Genomic DNA, 18,354 nt, shown 5'->3' with positions numbered 1-18,354 from the left:
GTTTTTTTCAGTTCTCTCTAAATCGTCTATGTCATCTGCAAACACTCTAAGTCAGCGCGAGTCGGTATTTAATCAGGAAGTTATCACCCGCTTCGAGCTGTACAACAGTTTATTTTTAACGTTACCATTTTACCAGGTTAAAGATACCGGCAACCTGTTACCATTTTTTAGCGCCCATTGCGAAAAGGGAACGGCCAACCAGGAGTCGCCTTCTGATATCATTAAATCGTTCTTTAAAAAGTACGTACCCGATATCGACCAAAAAGAACAGCTTAACCGCTTGTTTAGGTTTATACAATATATAGAACGCCAGGTGGTGTTGTTTGATGCCATAGAAGATTCATCATTCAGTAAAACTACCAAGGCCGACGAGAGTGGCACCTTACAAACTTTATTGCAGCAGATAGGCGATGATGATCAACAACGCGACGCCATTAAAGAGAAACTGAAAAATTTCTCTTTGCGCTTGGTGCTTACAGCGCACCCCACACAATTTTATCCAAGCAGGGTACTCAGTATCATGACGGACCTTATTGAGGCTCTGAAAACTAATGATATCAACTCCATCAATCTGCTTTTACAGCAATTGGGTAAAACGCCGTTCTTCAATAAAACTTCGCCAACTCCGGTTGATGAAGCAGTGAGCCTGATCTGGTTCCTGGAGAATGTATTTTATCATGCACTGGCAGCAACACAATCTAAATTAAACGAGGCGTTTGATGTTGACGGCTTTGCTAACCAATTGCTCGAATTAGGTTTCTGGCCGGGCGGCGACCGCGATGGCAACCCGAACGTTAAAACAGATTCTACCAAAACAGTTGCTTCCTTATTAAGGCAAATTATATTCCGTTGCTATTACCGCGATTTCAGGCTATTGAAACGCCGTATTACCTTTAGAGGTGTTGAAGGGGCAATGCAATCGTTGGAAAATATCCTGTACGAAAACGCATTTAACCCTAAAGAATCGCCAGAGGATTTACAGAGTCAAATGCTTTCTTTACTACAGTCTGTTAAAGAAATGCTGATTGCCGACAACTACGGTTTATTTGTAGACATTATCGACGATCTGGCCCATAAGATTAAAATATTTGGTTGCTATTTTGCGACGCTCGACATCAGGCAAGATAGCCGCGTATTGCGCGATGTAAATCATTATATAGCGCCAAGAGTAGGCGTAACTTTACCCGAAGGATACGACGACCTTTCTGAAAGCGATAAGATAAAGGCGATTGCTTTTAGTGAGGCAGATTTCCATTGCCCGGATGATGCCGAGCCATTGATTAAGGATACATTGAACACCATTCGCCTGGTTAAACAAATTCAGCAACAGAACGGTTTTAAGGCCTGCCAGCGGTTTATTATCAGCAATTGCCAACAGGCTTCGGATATCTTACAGCTCATCAATCTGTTTTTATGGAGCGGCTGGAAACAGGATGCTTTGCCTATTGATTTTATGCCATTATTTGAAACCGTTAACGACTTAAAGGTTGCGGCAGAAGTAATGGAGACCCTATATACTCATCCATTCTATAAAAAACACCTTGCCAATAGAGGCAACAAACAAACTATTATGCTTGGTTTCTCTGATAGTACCAAGGATGGTGGTTATTTAATGGCTAACTGGTCTATCTATAAAGCCAAGGTTGAGTTAACAGCTATGGCCCGTAAATACGATATCGATTTGGCGTTTTTTGATGGGAGAGGGGGGCCTCCAGCTCGCGGAGGTGGTAAAACACACCGTTTCTATGCGTCGATGGGGCAAGAAATTGCCAATAATCATATCCAGTTAACCATACAAGGTCAAACGGTAAGTTCGCAATACGGTTCGGTTGACACGGCCAGATTTAATATCGAACAGTTATTTAATGCAGGTATTGCATCAGCTTTACACCAGAGCAACAAGGACTTACTGGACGACAAGCATAAAGAATTAATTTCTATAATGGCTGATGAAAGCTACGCCTTGTTTATGGGCTTACGCAAGCATCCGTTATTTACAGAATATCTGGAGAAACTAAGTCCGCTGAAATTATTGTCTGGCGTTAATATCAGTAGCCGGCCAACCAAACGCAGCAACAGCGATGCACCTTTGAAATTGGAGGATCTGCGTGCTATTAGCTTCGTGACAGCCTGGAGCCAATTGAAACAAAATATCCCGGGTTTTTACGGCGTTGGCGCTGCACTTCAGAAAGTAAAAGCTGAAGGCCGTTGGGATGAAGTTGTAGAATTATACCAGAAATCGGGTTTCTTTAAAACGATGATCGACAACTGCATGATGTCTATGTCGAAATCAGATTTCAGGATCACGGCGCATTTAAAAGACGATGCAAAGTTCGGCCAGTTTTGGGAAATGCTTCACAACGAGTTTGAGCAAACCAAGTCGCTGTTATTGGAACTTAGCGGTACGGAGGTATTAATGCAAGCTTACCCATTGGAAAAGCGTTCGATAGCCATCCGTGAAAGAATTATTTTGCCATTGGTTATTGTTCAACATTATGCGTTAGAATGCTTAAATAATACAACTGACGAAGAATTGATCAGCACTTACAACAAGTTGGTAATCCGCACAGTATATGGCATTGTAAATGCCGGCCGTAACCTGGCGTAAATCTTATTAATCCCGGTAATTGACGAAGATTATCGGGATTAATTTCTCTTCAAAAATCTAAAGCTTTTTTGTCTTAAATCACCCCGCAAATAGTCCGGTATGGTCATTTTGTTGTCGATACTTTGCAACGATATTTACATGATCGATAGCCAATAAATTATTGAACCATGAAAATTGTAAGAGTGCATTATACCACCACAGCCGAATTTGCGCCCAAAAACCAGGCTAATATTGCAGCCATAGTTGCAGAGCTAAAGGATTTAAATCATCATGGGATTAAATACGGTGCCTGGCTATTGCCAGACGGAAAGACATTCATGCATTTCGATCAGTTTGAGAGCGAGGAAGCGCATAATATTCTAACGTCGTTGAACTCATTCAAAAAATTTGATGAAGACCTTTGGGCCAGTAAGCTAGAGGTTGAACCGCAACTCGAACTACTTTCATTAGTTGCTTCCACTGAGGATTTCTTCGTTAAATAGTTTTATTTAAACCTGATTTTATTATTGTCATTTTAGTGTAAACCAATACTGATGTGTAGCTGTTAATTAATTTGAAACTAATTAACTCTACATGAAAAATTTGATGCTTTTATCAGCAATCATGGCTTTGCTAATTGTTGTGCAATCGTGCGGCGATAATAGAAAAGCAAAAAACTTCAATCAAAAAACTCTTGTGGATGATAAAGGCCACCAATTTTTAGAAGAAGCAAATGAAGCCGGACTTGCAGAAATAAAAGCCGCTACACTTGCCGAAAACAACTCTAAAAATCCCCGGGTAATTGATTTTGCTAAAATGATGATTACTGATCATGCGCAATTGGGCAACCAACTTAAAAGCATTGCGGCAGATAAATTGGTTACTTTAACCGACACGATATCGCAAGCCCATAAAGCCATGATCAACGGAATGATGAAATTAACGGGGATTGAATTTGACAAAGCCTATATGCAAATGATGCAAAACGATCATAGTAAAGCGGTGCAATTATTCCAGGATGCAACAGGTAATACCGATAAAAAGGTTATCAATTTTGCGAAAGAAACAATTCCGACTTTAAACATGCATTTGGATTCGGCGAAAGCTATTTTTGCGTCGTTAAAATAAACGTAATTGCTGCTCCACTGGCGGCTTAGCTTTGCCCATAACCGTGCGGCCACCATATCGCCAGGAATTATCGCGCTCCTGTTGAATCACTTTATCGAAATTGGCGTTAGGAGTGAAGTCGTTCTCTGCATTTTGGACTATCTCTGTTAAGCGACGAATGGCATCTTTTTTTTCAGACTGCCCCAGCTTTGCCTTATGAATTGCAGTTTGTAGAGTATTCAAAGTCTCATCATAAACTTTAATTGGAACAGGGAAGGGGTGACCATCCTTTCCGCCATGGGCGAACGAAAAACGGGCGGGATCTTTGAAACGGGCCGGCGTTCCATAAATAACTTCACTTACCAGTGCTAAAGATTGCAGCGTTCGCGGACCTAAACCTTCTAATAACAATAGATCTTCAAAATCCTTAGGTTGCTTTTCGTGAGCCAACCACAAAACCGAACCTAATCTTTTTAAATCTACATCTTCGGCACGTACATCATGATGGCGTGGCATTACAAGTTTATTTACCTCAGCCAGCATGTCGTTTGGATGTTCGCCAGCCATTTGCATAATGGCATTTCGCGAAGAATTGGCGTTTTTGTCGGCCATATTTAAGATCGTGCCGGCATTCTGGCCATATATAAATGTGTGTGGATCATTTACGAATGACTTTAAACCGTCAGAATGCCAGTGATAGCGCCTTGCTGTTTTATTTTCAGCGCTCATACCTTGCTGAACAACAGTCCATTGACCGGTGTTACTTACAACAAAATTGTGAGTATATAACTGATATCCATCCTGAATAGCTGTATTATCAACCTTGGCTGCCAATTTGCTGCATTTAACCAACTCAATGCCGTTTAGGCCAGTTTGATTGCCAATTTTCATCAATTCATTCGGAGTTTCGCGCGAATACTTGCCTTTGCCGCCTGTAATATAAATACCCAGTTCTTTAGCATGCGGATTAATGGATCTTTTAAGCGCACCCATAACCGAAGTTGTAATACCCGACGAGTGCCAATCCATGCCCATAACCGCGCCAAGGCTTTGAAACCAAAACGGATCGCTCAATCGTCGTATAAATTCGTCTGCGCCGAAATCCATTACAATAGTTTCTGCCACTGCGTGCCCAAGTTTAGCCATACGAACAGCAAGCCACTGTGGTACATAGCCATAATGCAAAGGCAAATCTGCAGATCCTGAGCGTTTCATTTACTAACAAAATTAGTAAATTTAATTCATTATTTTGTCGTAAATGCACCTGTATCATGTCGCGGTTAGTGCTGATACCGCTTTAATAAATTTCAGACATTTGGGTATCAATAAATCGAAAACATGACAACCTTAGAGACAACAATTACCATACTACCCGGTAAACAAGAAATATTAATAGAGCGGGAATTTAACGCGCCGCGCGAATTAGTTTTCAGCGCTTTTACAGATGCTGAGCTGTACAAACAATGGTTAGGCCCAAAGGATCTGGTTACAAAATCTGTAATTTCTGATAGTCGCTCCGGCGGAAGCTATGAATTTGTACATTCTGATTCAGCTGGAAATGATTACAAATTTCATGGCGTTTATCACGAGATTAAATTTCCTGAGCGGATTATAAAAACTTTTGAATTTGACGGCTTACCAGAAAGTGGTCACGTGGTTTTAGAAACCAGCAAATTTGAGGCACTTGATAACCGGCGTACCAAATTTACTAATCAATCTATTTTTCAAACTGTGGCAGATCGTGATGGAATGTACGCCGCAGATATGGAACGTGGTATAAAAGAATCGTACGAACGGCTGGACGTGTTACTAACTAAATTTAAGTCATAACGTCCTATTTAAAGACTAATTATTATTTCCTATAATTAACATTATGTTAAGTAAATGATTTATTTAAAAGCCCCTTTTCCAAGGGGCTTTTAATATTATTTTAATGCATCAATTTGCTTTTGGATCTCAGCTGCATGAGCCGCATCCTTTTTACCTAAGTAGTAGGTTTTCAAATTGTTTAAGGCATCGTATGACTTTGGATTAAGCTCAACCGCTTTTAACAAATATGGTTTTGCTAAATCAAACTGTGCACCTGCTTTAGCAACAGCAGCATCATAAGCTTTTTGTTGGTTTGCAGGTAATTTGTTAGCAGCATTGTACAGATCAATTGCTGGATTAATTAATACATAACCCAAATTTAAATTAGCTTCGAAATAATTTGGATCAATTTCTAATGCCTTTTTGTACATCTCGGCAGCTTTAGCATAATTTTCTTCCTTGCTTTTTTGAGCTGTAGCTTTAGCGGCAGGATCCTTAGCAGTCTTTAAATCTTTAGCTGCACTTTCAGCGGCTGTTGAGTAAGTTAAGCCTCCATAATAGTAAAGAGATTTATTTTTAGGATCGTTAGCAATAGCTGCGTTGATCTTATCGGTAACCTCTTTTTGTCTGCCTGTTTGCAAATAGATCTCCACTTCGCGTCTGCGGAAGTCTGCATTGGTTGGATATTTAGCAACACCATCGCTAACTACTTTTAAAGCACCAACAGTGTCTTTATTCATTAAATAAAGGCTCGACAAGTCGGTATAAACACGCTCTTTGCCAGAATAGTTGGTAGTTAATAATTTGTTATAGTTGGTAATTGCTTCTGGCAGCATATTAGCGTTAGCTGCAGCTAAACCAGTATAATAAATTGCATTAGTATCCTCTGGTAATACAGTGCGGTAGTAATCGAATGCCTTGTATGCGCTTTTGTAGTCTTTATCCTGGTAGCTCTTAACCCCTTTTGATAATTGGTATTGCGCAAGGTTAACATTAGCGTGATCAATCAGCTTTTTGTTTTCTCCTTTAGTATCCAGCTCTTTTGCTTTTTTTACTGCTTCTTCGGCAGTTGCAAATAAAGGAGCCGATGTAGCCGGAACTGAATCCTGAACCGCTAAAGATGAGTAAATTGCTCCTTTTAATGCCTGAGTTTGTGGCAGATTAGCGGTCTTTTCATTAACCGCTGCTTTATCTATCGAAGTTTTTGCAGCAACAATGCTTGTGGCAGCAATTGAAGCGGTTACTTTATTCCCTCTTGAGGTCTCATATTTGTCGAACTCGGTTTGCGCGTTGTTCAACTCTCCTTTTTGTGCAAAGGTTGCTGTTGCAACAAGGCCAAGCACGCCGGTCATCAAAAATCTGATTTTCATGGTTATTTAGTTTGTTAGTTGTTTTAATTTGTCGTTTATCCTATTTAATTGGTCTTCGTTACGGGTTTTTAAATATGCCCACTGCAACAATTGCAGGCATTGTAAATTATTTGGCAATATAGTATTTGCTTTTTCAAACCATTGAATGGCTCGATCAATATTTTTCTGCTGGTCGCCGTTTTTGGTGGTATAACCTTTAAAATATAACAGGCCTAAATTAAAAATGGCATCATAATAACGGCTTCTTAACTCAATCGCCTGCAGGTACATAGACTCTGCCCTATCGTAATCGTTTAAATGGTCGTAACAATTAGCTGCTATGAATGCTACTTCATAGTTGCCTGGATTTTTTTCTAACAATTGCGGTAAAATAGATTGTAACCCCCTGTAATCCTTACGGTTATAATAAATATTTGCCTCATCAAATAACAAATCTTTATTATCGGGCAAAAGTTTACGGCCTTTTTGTATTACTTGTAACGCCTTAGTAGTGTCCTTCATTGCTTTGTACACATTTGCGGCAGCTACAATGTCATCAATACGTATGGTGTCGGTATTTAATAAAGACGCATAACCCTTTGCAGCTTCTGGAAGGTTACCCAAGCGGGTATTTGTATAAGCAATATATGCGCTTATACGTTTGTAGCGTGGCGCATATTCCTGCGCTTTTTGAAAAGACGCCAATGCCTGTTCGTATTTCTGGCCTTTTAATTCACCATCGCCTTTACGGATGTAAACATTGCTGAGACAACGTTTAGAGAAATCGATCTCCACCTGGTATTTAAAAACCCGGTTACCTGCAGACAGGCGATCTACCAGATTAGTTATATCCCCTAAAGTATTAGCGGGTAAACCAAGTTTGTTGAGCGAATCTGTATAAAGGATGCTACTGTAAACAACGGCTCTAAAAACACTTTTTGGAACGTTAGCCGAATCTTTTTTGGTTTTGATCAAACTATCAACCTGCCTTTTAGCATTGCTCAGATACTTTAGATCTTTTTGCTGCCTGTAAAAAGCCAAGTTGTTTACTACGCCTTTAAGCGCCTCCGTTTGGCAAAACGCCAAAGGCGAAGTAAACATTAAGATAAAAAGCGATAAAATTATTTTACGCCCTGGCATAATTATATTAGTTATTCTTCTTCAGTGTCGTCCTGATCTTCTTCGGTATCTGGCTCGTCTGTAGCTTCATCAGCATCTTCTTCACTGGCTGGAGTAGCGGCTGCAACCGGTGCAGATGTTCCCTCGGTTCCGTCTTCTGCTATCGCATCTTCCAGTTCTTCTTCTTCGCTGTGCTCAATTTTTGCTACCGAAGCAATCTCATCATTGTTTTTAAGGGTTATCAGCCTTACACCTTGTGTTGCACGGCCCATTACCCTCATTTCGCTAACCGCGATACGGATAATAATACCCGATTTATTGATGATCATTAGGTCATCCTGATCAGTAACATCTTTTATGGCAACAAGTTTGCCGGTTTTTTCAGTTACACTGATAGTTTTAACACCTTTACCACCACGGTTAGTAACGCGGTAGTCGTCAATATCAGTACGTTTACCGTAACCTTTTTCTGATACTACCAGAACCGAAGTACCTGGATCATTGATAGCAATCATGCCAACAACCTCGTCCTGCTCGTTTTCTAAGGTGATACCGCGTACACCCGTTGCAGTACGGCCCATCGGTCTAACTGTCGATTCGTTGAAACGAATAGCACGGCCAGATCTTAACGCCATTACAACTTCACTGGTTCCTGTAGTTAACGTAGCTGCTAATAAAGTATCACCCTCGTTAATGTTAATGGCGTTGATACCGTTAGAGCGTGGACGAGAATAGGCTTCTAATGAAGTTTTCTTGATGGTACCTTTGGTGGTACACATAATAATAAAGTTGTTCTCCAGGTATTCCTGATCTTTGAGGCTGATCAGTTTGATGTAAGCCTTGATCTTCTCTTCTTTAGGGATATTGATAATGTTCTGGATGGCACGGCCTTTAGAAGTACGTGTTCCTTCCGGAATTTCGAATACGCGTAACCAGAAACAACGGCCGGCTTCGGTGAAGAACAGCATATAGTTATGGTTAGACGCGATAAGCAAGTGCTCGATAAAATCTTCATCGCGGCTATTGCTACCGATGGCGCCTTTACCACCACGCGCCTGACGTCGGTATTCGGTAAGTGCAGTACGTTTAATATAACCTTCGTGCGAAATAGTGATAACAACGTCTTCGTCCTCGATAAAGTCCTCAGTTTGCATTTCTGCAGCAGAGTGAACTATTTCGGTTTTGCGTTCGTCGCCATATTTGTCGCGCATCTCTATCAGTTCATCTTTGATGATCTGCATACGCAGGCCTTCATCAGCAAGAATGCTTTTCAAGTACTCGATAGTTTCCATTAAGGCTGCGTACTCGTCTTTGATCTTGTCACGCTCCAGTCCGGTTAACCTTCTAAGGGTCATATCCAGAATAGCACGGGCTTGAATTTCGCTTAAGCCGAAACGGGTCATTAAACCATCGCGGGCCTCGTCTGGCGTATTTGAGCTACGGATCAACTGGATAACCTCATCCAAATGATCTAATGCGATCAATAAACCTTCTAAAATATGTGCGCGTTTTTCTGCCTCGGCAAGGTCATATTTAGTACGACGGATAACCACCTCATGACGGTGCTCCACAAAATGGTGGATCAGGTCTTTAAGGTTCAGCAGCATCGGGCGACCTTTTACCAACGCAATGTTATTTACGCTGAAAGATGTTTGTAATGACGTGTATTTGTATAAGTTATTTAATACAATAGATGAGTTTGCTTCACGTTTAATTTCATAAACGATACGGATACCTTCACGGTTAGACTCATCGCGAATAGCTGAAATACCTTCAATCTTTTTATCATTGATCAACTCGGCAGTACGCTCAATCATCATCGCTTTGTTCACCTGGTAAGGTATCTCGCTAACAATAATTCGCTCACGCTCGTTGTTGTAGGTTTCAATTTCGGCACGTGCACGGATAACAACCCTTCCACGACCGGTTTCGAAAGCCTCCCTCGCTCCTTCTACACCGTAGATAATACCACCTGTAGGGAAATCGGGGCCTTTGATGTATTGCATCAGTTCGCTAACCTCTGCATCGCGGTTATCTATATAGGCAACGGTCGCTGTAATAACCTCGGTAAGGTTGTGCGGCGCCATGTTGGTTGCCATACCTACCGCAATACCAGAAGCTCCGTTAACCAACAGGTTAGGGATTTTGGCAGGCAGTACAGTCGGCTCTTCTAAAGAGTCGTCAAAGTTTAACTGGTAATCAATAGTATCCTTATTGATGTCGGCCAGCATCTCTTCAGCAATACGCTCAAGCTTTGCCTCAGTATAACGCATTGCCGCAGGTTGGTCACCGTCTATCGAACCGTAGTTACCTTGTCCGTTTACAAACGGATAGCGTAGGCTCCAGTCCTGAGCCATACGTACCATAGCATCATAAACCGAAGTATCACCATGCGGGTGGTATTTACCTAACACCTCGCCCACAATACGGGCAGATTTTTTATGTTGTTTATTGGCATTTAAACCAAGATCCAGCATGCCGTAAAGCACACGGCGGTGTACCGGTTTTAAACCATCGCGCACATCGGGAAGGGCACGTGATACGATAACAGACATTGAATAATCAATGTATGCCGAACGCATCTCTTCATCAATATTTATGGGAATTATTCTGTCTTCTCTGTGTTGATTTTCGTTCTCTGTATCTTCAGCCATTTTTTAAATTATTCTGTAGAAATCTTTACGCTTGTAACTGGTTTTTAGATGTTTTATAAGCGACCTGCGAAGATAAGAAATTTAACATAAAAACCACATTAAGTTACCAACACTGTGGCCTCAGGGCACGTCACAACGCGTTTCTAGGGTAAAACCAATACGTAATTATTTAATTTTCTTCCAATACTCTTCTACCTCCATGCCCGTAGGCAGTTTCCCGCTCAAAATGAGTGTATCGTGCCTAAGCTGAATATAGTAATGGATGGTTTTATGGGTAAGATTGGAAGGTTGTGTGCTAAAGGTCTCCGTCTCTAAACAGGTATCGCCCTGTAGAGTATAATCTCCTGCCTGATATTTAACGGGCTTCTCACCCGGCTCAGTTATAAATGCTTCGAAATGGTCTTTATCGTAGTTTCGTCGCAACGTATACTCGGTGGTAGCAGTATCTTTTTTGCCGTTATAAACACCGCTTACAAACTGCCATTTACCCTTAAGGGTTTTAGGTTGCTGCCACGAGCAAAAGATAACAAGCAGTAATGGTATGAATAGAAAAAGTTTTTTCATGACGATGTTGTTCTGTAATTTGTCATTGCGCGGCATGAAACAATCTCGTAGCCCTGCAGATCGAATAATAAATGCGACGAGATTGCCACGCTATCGCTCGCAATGACAAAATTGGATATTTACACCCAATCAATTCCTTTTTTCAATAACGACAAAGTATGCTCTTCATTGCTGCCTGCTTCGGCTTTAAAATTATATAACCATTTTGCTGTTGGCGGTAAGCTCATCAATATAGATTCGATACGGCCATTAGTTTCCAGGCCAAATTTAGTGCCTGCATCATAAACCAAATTAAACTCTGCGTAGCGACTGCGGCGTTGGTATTGCCATTGTTGCTCTGCTTCGGTATAGGTTTTATTTCTGTTACGATTTACCAGTTCTGTATAGATAGGTAAAAATGAACGACCAACAGCTTTAGAAAATTCAAATATGGTTTCCCAGCTTAGGTTCTCGTCGGCTTTTAGCCTGTCGTAAAATATACCGCCAATACCACGGGTTTCTTCGCGGTGTTTGATGTAGAAATAATCATCGGCCCAGGTTTTAAATTTGGTGTAGAAATCTGCGTTAAACTGATCGCACACAGATTTAAGATGATTGTGGAAGAATCGTGCATCATCCTCCAAAACATAGTGAGGTGTTACATCTATCCCACCACCAAACCAACGGATCGGCTCCTCTCCTGCCACCGCAGCCGGCATTTCGAAGTAGCGGATATTCATGTGGATGATAGGCACCATTGGATGGTTGGGATGCATCACGATAGATACTCCGGTAGCGAAGAACTCATTACTTTCAGCTTTAAAAGCTTTTTTAATAGCCTCGGGTAGTTCACCATACACAGCAGAAAAGTTTACGCCACCTTTTTCGAGGATGTTGCCATTTTGCAAAACACGGGTACGGCCACCACCGCCACCATCGCGCTCCCATAACTCTTCTTCAAATTTGGCCTGGCCGTCGAGTGCCTCTAAACCTGCACAAATTTCATCCTGAATTAAGCGGTAACTTTCGGCTATCTGGTCCTTAGTGATCATGGGCGCAAAAATGCAGAAATAATGGAACTGACAAAAACTAATATCACTAAGCTACATTTACATGACTAACCGATTCGCCGTCGGCCTCCACGTAATTCAAATCTTTACCAAAGCTTTCTTTCAAACGACTAAGGGCAATTAATGATATTACCGTTAAAATAACCATCATAATGTAACCACTTTTAATCATGCCGTAATGTAAAACCAGGGCATTAAACCCCGCGCTAATGGGGATTAGTGCTCCACGTACAAAATTAGGTACCGTTGTAGTAACTGTAGAACGGATATTGGTGCCAAACTGCTCTGATGCAATGGTAACAAAGGTTGCCCAGTAACCTACGGTGCAGCCCATAAAGAAGCTTAACCAGATAAATTTCTGTGGCGTAATGCCTGTGCTACCCAGGTAGGTAAAAGTGCTTACTAGCGTGAGCAATAAAAATATAGCCATGGTAAGCTTACGTGAGCGTGTAAACTGAGCAAATAAGCCCGCTACTATATCCCCGATTGCGATGCCGATGTAAGAGTACATAATTCCATCCCCAGGGCTAAGTTTTTCTGTGGCGCCCAAAGCCTTACCAAACTCCGGCGATTGAGTGATCAGGATACCTACAACGTACCAAAGTGGAGCGCCTATGAGTATACAGCAAAGATATTTGCTAAAGCGGCCCCAGTTATTAAACAGCATCAGCATGTTGCCTTTGGATACATTGGCCTTCTCAACATTTTTAAACATTCCCGATTCGAAAGTGCCCATACGTAGCAGCAGCAATGCTATACCTAAGCTACCGCCCACAAAATAAGCCGTACGCCATTCATAGTGTTTACCAACCTGTGCCGCTGCAACTGCCCCAAACAAACCAACTACCGCCACAATCATGGTTCCGTAGCCGCGTTTCTCTTTGCTTAACGTTTCGCTTACCAGGGTAATACCCGCGCCTAGCTCGCCCGCGAGGCCAATACCAGCAATAACACGTACAATGGCATACCAGGTAATATCATGCACAAACCCGTTGGCAAAGTTGGCTACTGAATACATTAGTATCGAGCCAAATAATACTTTGATACGGCCAAACTTATCGCCTATAATGCCCCATATAATGCCTCCTACCAACAATCCAAACATTTGCATGTTGAGTATAAACGCACCTGTAGTACGCATATCGGCCTCGGATATGCCAATATCTTGCAAACTTTTAATACGGATTACCGAAAATACAACCAAATCGTAGATATCTACAAAATAGCCTAATGCGGCAACCAGCACAAGAAATACAACGTTTTTAGTGATCTTATCAGATGTTGGGGTCATTAGCTTAATAATTGGAATATCTAAAGTAATAAATGTACGCCAACACCAAAATAAAAAGCATAAAAAAACCCCCGCACTTGCAGAGGTCTTATCATATCAGAACGATAGATTATATCTTTTTCACTTTTACAGCTTGTAATCCTTTTCTGCCTTCTTCCACATCATACTCTACGTCGTCGTTGTCCTTAATGGCATTTACGCCACCTTGTACATCTTTGAAATGTACAAAAAGGTCTTTACCATCTTCAGTTACGATAAATCCGTAGCCTTTTTGTGTGTTAAACCATTTTACTTTTCCAGTTTTCATAATTATAAATACGTATTAAAGATTTATTGTAGATTAATTTCATTAGCCCAACTGAAAAATAACACTTAATTATCAGAAAGCAAAAGGATTAACCCTTACATCTCAAATATATAAAAATGTATTTGAAATAATAAAAATTAATTTTTCGTGAATTTCATCGAAAAAAGCAAGTTCATTATGGGGCATTTTAGGTTATTTTAAGGTCTTTTAGGTTGATTGTTGTAAACAACTGCTTGCCGTGCGAGACATTTTTTTCAATTTTATTTAAAATACCATAAAAAGATAAATAAACGTAGGGGTTACATCAACAAATCACCAGCAAGCTTGTTCAAGCTGTAATGGAAAGACACGTTTATGAGACCGGAATTATAGGCAATTGCGGTTTTTTAGCCCACGTAAATAAAAATACAAATATCGACTGGCTTTGCTGGCCGCGATTCGACAGTACATTCATCTTCGGAGGTTTGCTCGACAAGCACAAAGGCGGCGAATTTAACATTCGTCCCGAAGGTGAGTACACCAGTAATCAATATTATCTCGAGAACACCAACGTACTCATCACAGAAATTACCTTAGAAAATGGTGAAAGCTATCGTGTAACCGACTTTGCACCTCGTTTTTTTGAGCACCAGCGTTACTATAAACCGCTAATGCTGATTCGTAAAATTGAGGCGCTGGAGGGCTCGCCCCGCATCACCGTAAAATGCTCGCCGATGTCGGATTATGGCGAAACCAGGCTAACCGTAAACCGAGGCAGCAATCACATTCAGTTTTTGGGTGGCGACGAGCGCATCAGGCTTACCACTAATATACCTATCAGTTATGTATTTGCCGAACAGGCTTTTGTGCTTAACGAATGTAAATACCTGGTGCTCACTTACGGGGAGCCACTGGAAGCCCCACTAATCAGCACCGCTGACAGATTTTTAAGCGAAACTACCGCCTACTGGCGCCGCTGGATCAAGCACTCGTCTATCGCGGGCTTTTACCAGCCGTATGTTATCCGCTCGGCCCTGGCTTTAAAAATACACCAGTATGAAGATACAGGCGCTATCATAGCAGCCAGTACCACCAGTTTGCCCGAGTTTCCGGGTAGTACGCGTAACTGGGATTACCGTTATTGCTGGCTGCGTGATACCTACTATGTGATACAGGCCTTAAATCACATAGGCCATTTTGAGGAAATGGAGAAGTATTTCAGTTACGTAACCGATATTTCTTTCGCCGAAGATTTCAGATACCAGCCGCTTTATGGTATTACAGGTAAAAAAGATCTGGTAGAACTAATATTAAGCGACCTGGAAGGCTACGAGGGCGAACAACCCGTGCGCATTGGCAACCAGGCTTATGAGCATATCCAGAATGACATATACGGCCAGGTTATGGTTTCTATGCTACCGCTTTATACCGATCACCGGTTCATCTTTGCCGAACGGAAAGATTCCGCTAAATGGATCAGTTATATTTTAAGCAAAATAGAGCTCACTATTGACGAAAAAGATGCCGGGATTTGGGAGTTCCGTAACATGGCTAATATTCACTGTTACAGCAACCTGTTTCAATGGGCGGGTGCAAACGCTGCCGAGAAAATGGCCCGCACCATAAACAATGAAGAACTAATTGAAAAAGCAATAGCTCTTAAAAATCGCGCAGCAGAGCATATTGAAAGCTGTTACGATCCAATACGTAAGGTATATACCAATGCAGCAGGAAGCCCATATCTGGATGCCAGCACGCTGCAGCTGATCATGATGAATTACCTCGACCCGGAAAGTGATCGTGCGAAGGATCATTTGATAGCACTTGAGAAAGAACTTAAAACGCCTAACGGGCTCTTCTACCGCTATTTGCACGCCGACGATTTCGGCAAGCCAAAAACAACCTTCCTCATCTGCGCATTTTGGTATGTGGAAGCGTTGGCTTGCGTAGGCCGTTTAGATGACGCTCAAAAAGAATTTGCAAACCTGCTACAGTACAGTAACCACCTGAAACTGTTTAGTGAAGATGTTGACGAAGAAAGCGGTAGCATGTGGGGTAATTTTCCGCAGGCTTACAGCCACGTAGGCTTGATGAACGCCGCCTACCGTATCGCTATGAAATTGGACAGACCGATATTTCTATAGGATTAAGAAGGCTCTATCAGTAACGAAAAGTCTTCGACGCAAATGGCGTCGAAGACTTTTTCGAAATAGTTGGATCCCCCATTCAAAATAATCGCATTTGGATATTCTCAAAAGCTCTACATCAAAATATTCGGCACTACTCTTGTTATAGTAGAATAATTTAACTTTAGGCTTTTATTTCTATCTTTCCTATTGATGAACTCTTCCGACTATTTTCTAAGTAATGAGCAGCTCATAGACGTATTATCGCTGACAAAAACTGCTACCGCCATACACGTAACCGAAGATGCTATAATACAATTGGCTAACGAAGCCATGCTTAGAGTATGGGATAAAGATAGTAGCGTTATTGGCAAAACCTTGGAAGATGCCCTACCCGAGTTAAAAGGCCAACCCTTTATAGATATGTTTAAAAGGGTTTGGAATGAAGGCTTAACCATTTCGGGTACAGATACCCCTGCCGACCTGATGATAGATGGAACGTTAACAACCGTTTATTTTGATTTTGAGTACCGGGCTATAAAAGACGCAGCAGGTAAAACCATTTGCATTTTACATACCGCAACTGATATCACCGAGCGCTTTTTAGGCCAGCAGGCCATCGAATTAGCAGCAGAGCGAGAAGAGGCTTTGTTTCGCGAGCAGGCACTGAACGAAGAACTTGCTTCTGCTAATGAGGAACTGGCATCGGCCAATGAAGAATTAAGCGCCATAAATGACGAACTACAACAAACTCAGGAGAACCTTTATTCTCTAAATGTAGAACTGGAAGAACGCGTGTTCGACCGCACGTTGAAACTCGTTACATCGCAAGAAGCGCTCGAAAATTTAAATAGTGAACTGAAGCGTAGCGAAACATGGTTGGATCAGATACTGAGCCAGTTGCCCGCACCGGTTGTTGTTTTAGAAGGTCCCGACCAGGTTATTACCACCACTAACGAAGCCCTACTATCCTTTTGGGATAAAACCCGCGACGAGGTATTGGGGAAACCCATGCTCGAAGTGTTTCCCGAACTTCGGAGTCAGCCTTTCCCCGCACAGTGGAAACATGTTTTAAACACAGGCGAAATCATAGTTAATCGCGAAAAGCCGGTAATATTTAATAAAGCCAATGGCACTAAAAGGCTCTATTACGTCGATTATCATTACCAACCCTTAAAAGATACCGCCGGTAAACTAGTAAGCGTCCTTGCCACCGTTATAGACGTTACAGACAAGGTATTATCGCGTCAGCAGGTGGAGCAGGCCGAAAACAAGTTAAGAATGGCCATAGAAGCCTCCCAGTTGGGCACATGGTATTTCGATGTTAATAAGGGCGAGTACGTATTTTCGGCACGGCTTAAAGAAATTTTCGGCTTCTATGCTCACGAGGAGATGACCAACGAGCTGGCAACCAAACAAATTACCGACGAATACCGCGATGAGGTAATACGTACCGTAAATGAAGCTATCATAAACAATACGAATTACGAACTGGAATATGCAATTACAGGCTTTCACGATAAGCAATTGCGCTGGGTAAAAGCAACCGGTAAACTTTATGCTGAAAGCGGTAATAATCCGGCTAATTTTTCGGGTATTGTGATGGATATTACCGATCAGAAGCTGGAAGAACAACGTAAAGACGATTTTATAAGCATAGCCAGCCACGAATTAAAAACCCCCACAACGGCATTAAAAGCTTCTCTACAGCTGTTAGATCGGATGAAGGATAAGCCTTCGCCAATATTTCCGCGTTTAATAGAACAGGCAAACCGGAGTATAGACAAGATAACCATTCTTATTGACGAGTTGCTTAACTCTACCCGCACAACAGAAGGCCAGTTGCATTTAACCCGCAGTGTTTTTAATGTAGCAAACATGCTTAACGAATGCTGTAACCATGTTAGGGTGGCAGGTAAACACGAGTTGATATTTAAAGGAGACCCGGAACTCGAGGTTTATGCCGATGAGCATCGTATAGACCAGGTGATAGTTAACCTGGTAAATAATGCTGTTAAATATGCGCCCGATAGCAGAGAGATTTATCTGATTGTGGAGAAGGCCGCTAATAATATGGCAAAGATTTCGGTTAAAGATAGCGGCCCTGGTATACCGGCAGATAAAATAGAGCATCTTTTCGACAGATACTATCGCGCGGACTATGCGGGTTCACAGTATTCGGGCCTTGGCCTTGGCCTTTATATTAGCTCAGAGATCGTTAAGCGGCATGGCGGCGAAATAGGTGTCGACAGTGAGCTCGGACACGGCAGTACCTTTTGGTTTACCCTGCCGGTAGCTTAGTCGTCCCGGTTTGTCCACCGCGTCCAATCAAATGGGCAGGCACCAACGAACGGACGCTAAGCTATTAACCAGCGCGATTTTACCGTCAAGGCATAAGCCTCATACGCAATTA

At 41.8% G+C, this 18,354-nt stretch carries 14 protein-coding genes; 6 read left to right on the top strand and 8 right to left on the bottom strand.

Features of this window, described 5'->3' with window-relative positions; genetic code table 11:
- The first annotated feature begins 28 nt into the window (after positions 1-28).
- The 3 genes from GSY63_RS21620 to GSY63_RS21610 all read left to right on the top strand — a co-directional run bounded on the left by GSY63_RS21620 (position 29) and on the right by GSY63_RS21610 (position 3,715).
- Positions 29-2,608 carry a phosphoenolpyruvate carboxylase gene (locus GSY63_RS21620; RefSeq protein ID WP_166587936.1) on the top strand — a complete coding sequence of 860 codons (2,580 nt, stop codon included), beginning with the start codon at positions 29-31 and terminating at the stop codon, positions 2,606-2,608.
- Positions 2,609-2,775: 167 nt separating this feature from the next.
- Positions 2,776-3,090, top strand: coding sequence for a hypothetical protein (locus tag GSY63_RS21615; RefSeq protein WP_166587935.1), 315 nt, complete (start codon positions 2,776-2,778; stop codon positions 3,088-3,090).
- A 91-nt stretch (positions 3,091-3,181) separates the two neighbouring features.
- On the top strand, positions 3,182-3,715 hold the full coding sequence (locus GSY63_RS21610; protein ID WP_166587934.1) for a DUF4142 domain-containing protein: 534 nt from the start codon (positions 3,182-3,184) through the stop codon (positions 3,713-3,715).
- Here GSY63_RS21610 and GSY63_RS21605 read toward each other — a convergent pair.
- Entirely contained in the window at positions 3,707-4,909 is a 1,203-nt protein-coding gene (locus GSY63_RS21605; RefSeq protein ID WP_166587933.1) for a DUF763 domain-containing protein, read from the bottom strand. The two genes, GSY63_RS21610 and GSY63_RS21605, sit on opposite strands and share 9 nt — an antisense overlap.
- Before the next feature lie 123 nt (positions 4,910-5,032).
- Between GSY63_RS21605 and GSY63_RS21600 the strand changes: the two genes are divergently transcribed.
- Positions 5,033-5,524, top strand: coding sequence for an SRPBCC family protein (locus tag GSY63_RS21600; RefSeq protein ID WP_166587932.1), 492 nt, complete (start codon positions 5,033-5,035; stop codon positions 5,522-5,524).
- Positions 5,525-5,619: 95 nt separating this feature from the next.
- Here the strand turns inward: GSY63_RS21600 and GSY63_RS21595 are convergent, their stop codons facing one another.
- The 7 genes from GSY63_RS21595 to GSY63_RS21565 form a co-directional block, all read right to left on the bottom strand.
- A complete protein-coding gene (locus GSY63_RS21595) occupies positions 5,620-6,873 on the bottom strand; it encodes a tetratricopeptide repeat protein (protein ID WP_166587931.1) in 1,254 nt (417 codons plus the stop codon).
- 6 nt (positions 6,874-6,879) lie between these two features.
- Positions 6,880-7,953 (bottom strand): tetratricopeptide repeat protein, encoded by a 1,074-nt coding sequence (locus GSY63_RS21590; RefSeq protein ID WP_166587930.1) that lies wholly within the window; start codon positions 7,951-7,953, stop codon positions 6,880-6,882.
- A 50-nt stretch (positions 7,954-8,003) separates the two neighbouring features.
- Positions 8,004-10,625 (bottom strand): DNA gyrase subunit A, encoded by a 2,622-nt coding sequence (gyrA, locus tag GSY63_RS21585; protein ID WP_166587929.1) that lies wholly within the window; start codon positions 10,623-10,625, stop codon positions 8,004-8,006.
- Between the two features lie 165 nt (positions 10,626-10,790).
- A complete protein-coding gene (locus GSY63_RS21580; RefSeq protein ID WP_166587928.1) occupies positions 10,791-11,189 on the bottom strand; it encodes a hypothetical protein in 399 nt (132 codons plus the stop codon).
- Positions 11,190-11,308: 119 nt separating this feature from the next.
- Entirely contained in the window at positions 11,309-12,220 is a 912-nt protein-coding gene (gene hemF, locus GSY63_RS21575) for an oxygen-dependent coproporphyrinogen oxidase (protein WP_166587927.1), read from the bottom strand.
- A gap of 46 nt (positions 12,221-12,266) precedes the next feature.
- Complete coding sequence (locus GSY63_RS21570; RefSeq protein ID WP_166587926.1) at positions 12,267-13,529, bottom strand: MFS transporter; 1,263 nt, start codon at positions 13,527-13,529, stop codon at positions 12,267-12,269.
- A 109-nt stretch (positions 13,530-13,638) separates the two neighbouring features.
- Positions 13,639-13,836 (bottom strand): cold-shock protein, encoded by a 198-nt coding sequence (locus GSY63_RS21565; protein WP_074489033.1) that lies wholly within the window; start codon positions 13,834-13,836, stop codon positions 13,639-13,641.
- A gap of 338 nt (positions 13,837-14,174) precedes the next feature.
- Between GSY63_RS21565 and GSY63_RS21560 the strand changes: the two genes are divergently transcribed.
- Together GSY63_RS21560 and GSY63_RS21555 are read left to right on the top strand one after the other, a co-directional pair.
- Positions 14,175-15,959 (top strand): glycoside hydrolase family 15 protein, encoded by a 1,785-nt coding sequence (locus tag GSY63_RS21560; RefSeq protein WP_166587925.1) that lies wholly within the window; start codon positions 14,175-14,177, stop codon positions 15,957-15,959.
- A 195-nt stretch (positions 15,960-16,154) separates the two neighbouring features.
- Positions 16,155-18,242: an ATP-binding protein gene (locus GSY63_RS21555; RefSeq protein WP_166587924.1), complete on the top strand. Its 2,088-nt coding sequence runs from the start codon at positions 16,155-16,157 to the stop codon at positions 18,240-18,242.
- The last annotated feature ends 112 nt before the right edge of the window (positions 18,243-18,354 follow it).

It is taken from the genome of Mucilaginibacter agri, assembly GCF_009928685.1.
In the GTDB taxonomy this organism is placed as follows: Bacteria; Bacteroidota; Bacteroidia; order Sphingobacteriales; family Sphingobacteriaceae; genus Mucilaginibacter; species Mucilaginibacter agri.
Note: the sequence above shows the minus strand (reverse complement) of the source record. Positions and strands in the feature narration are given on the sequence as shown.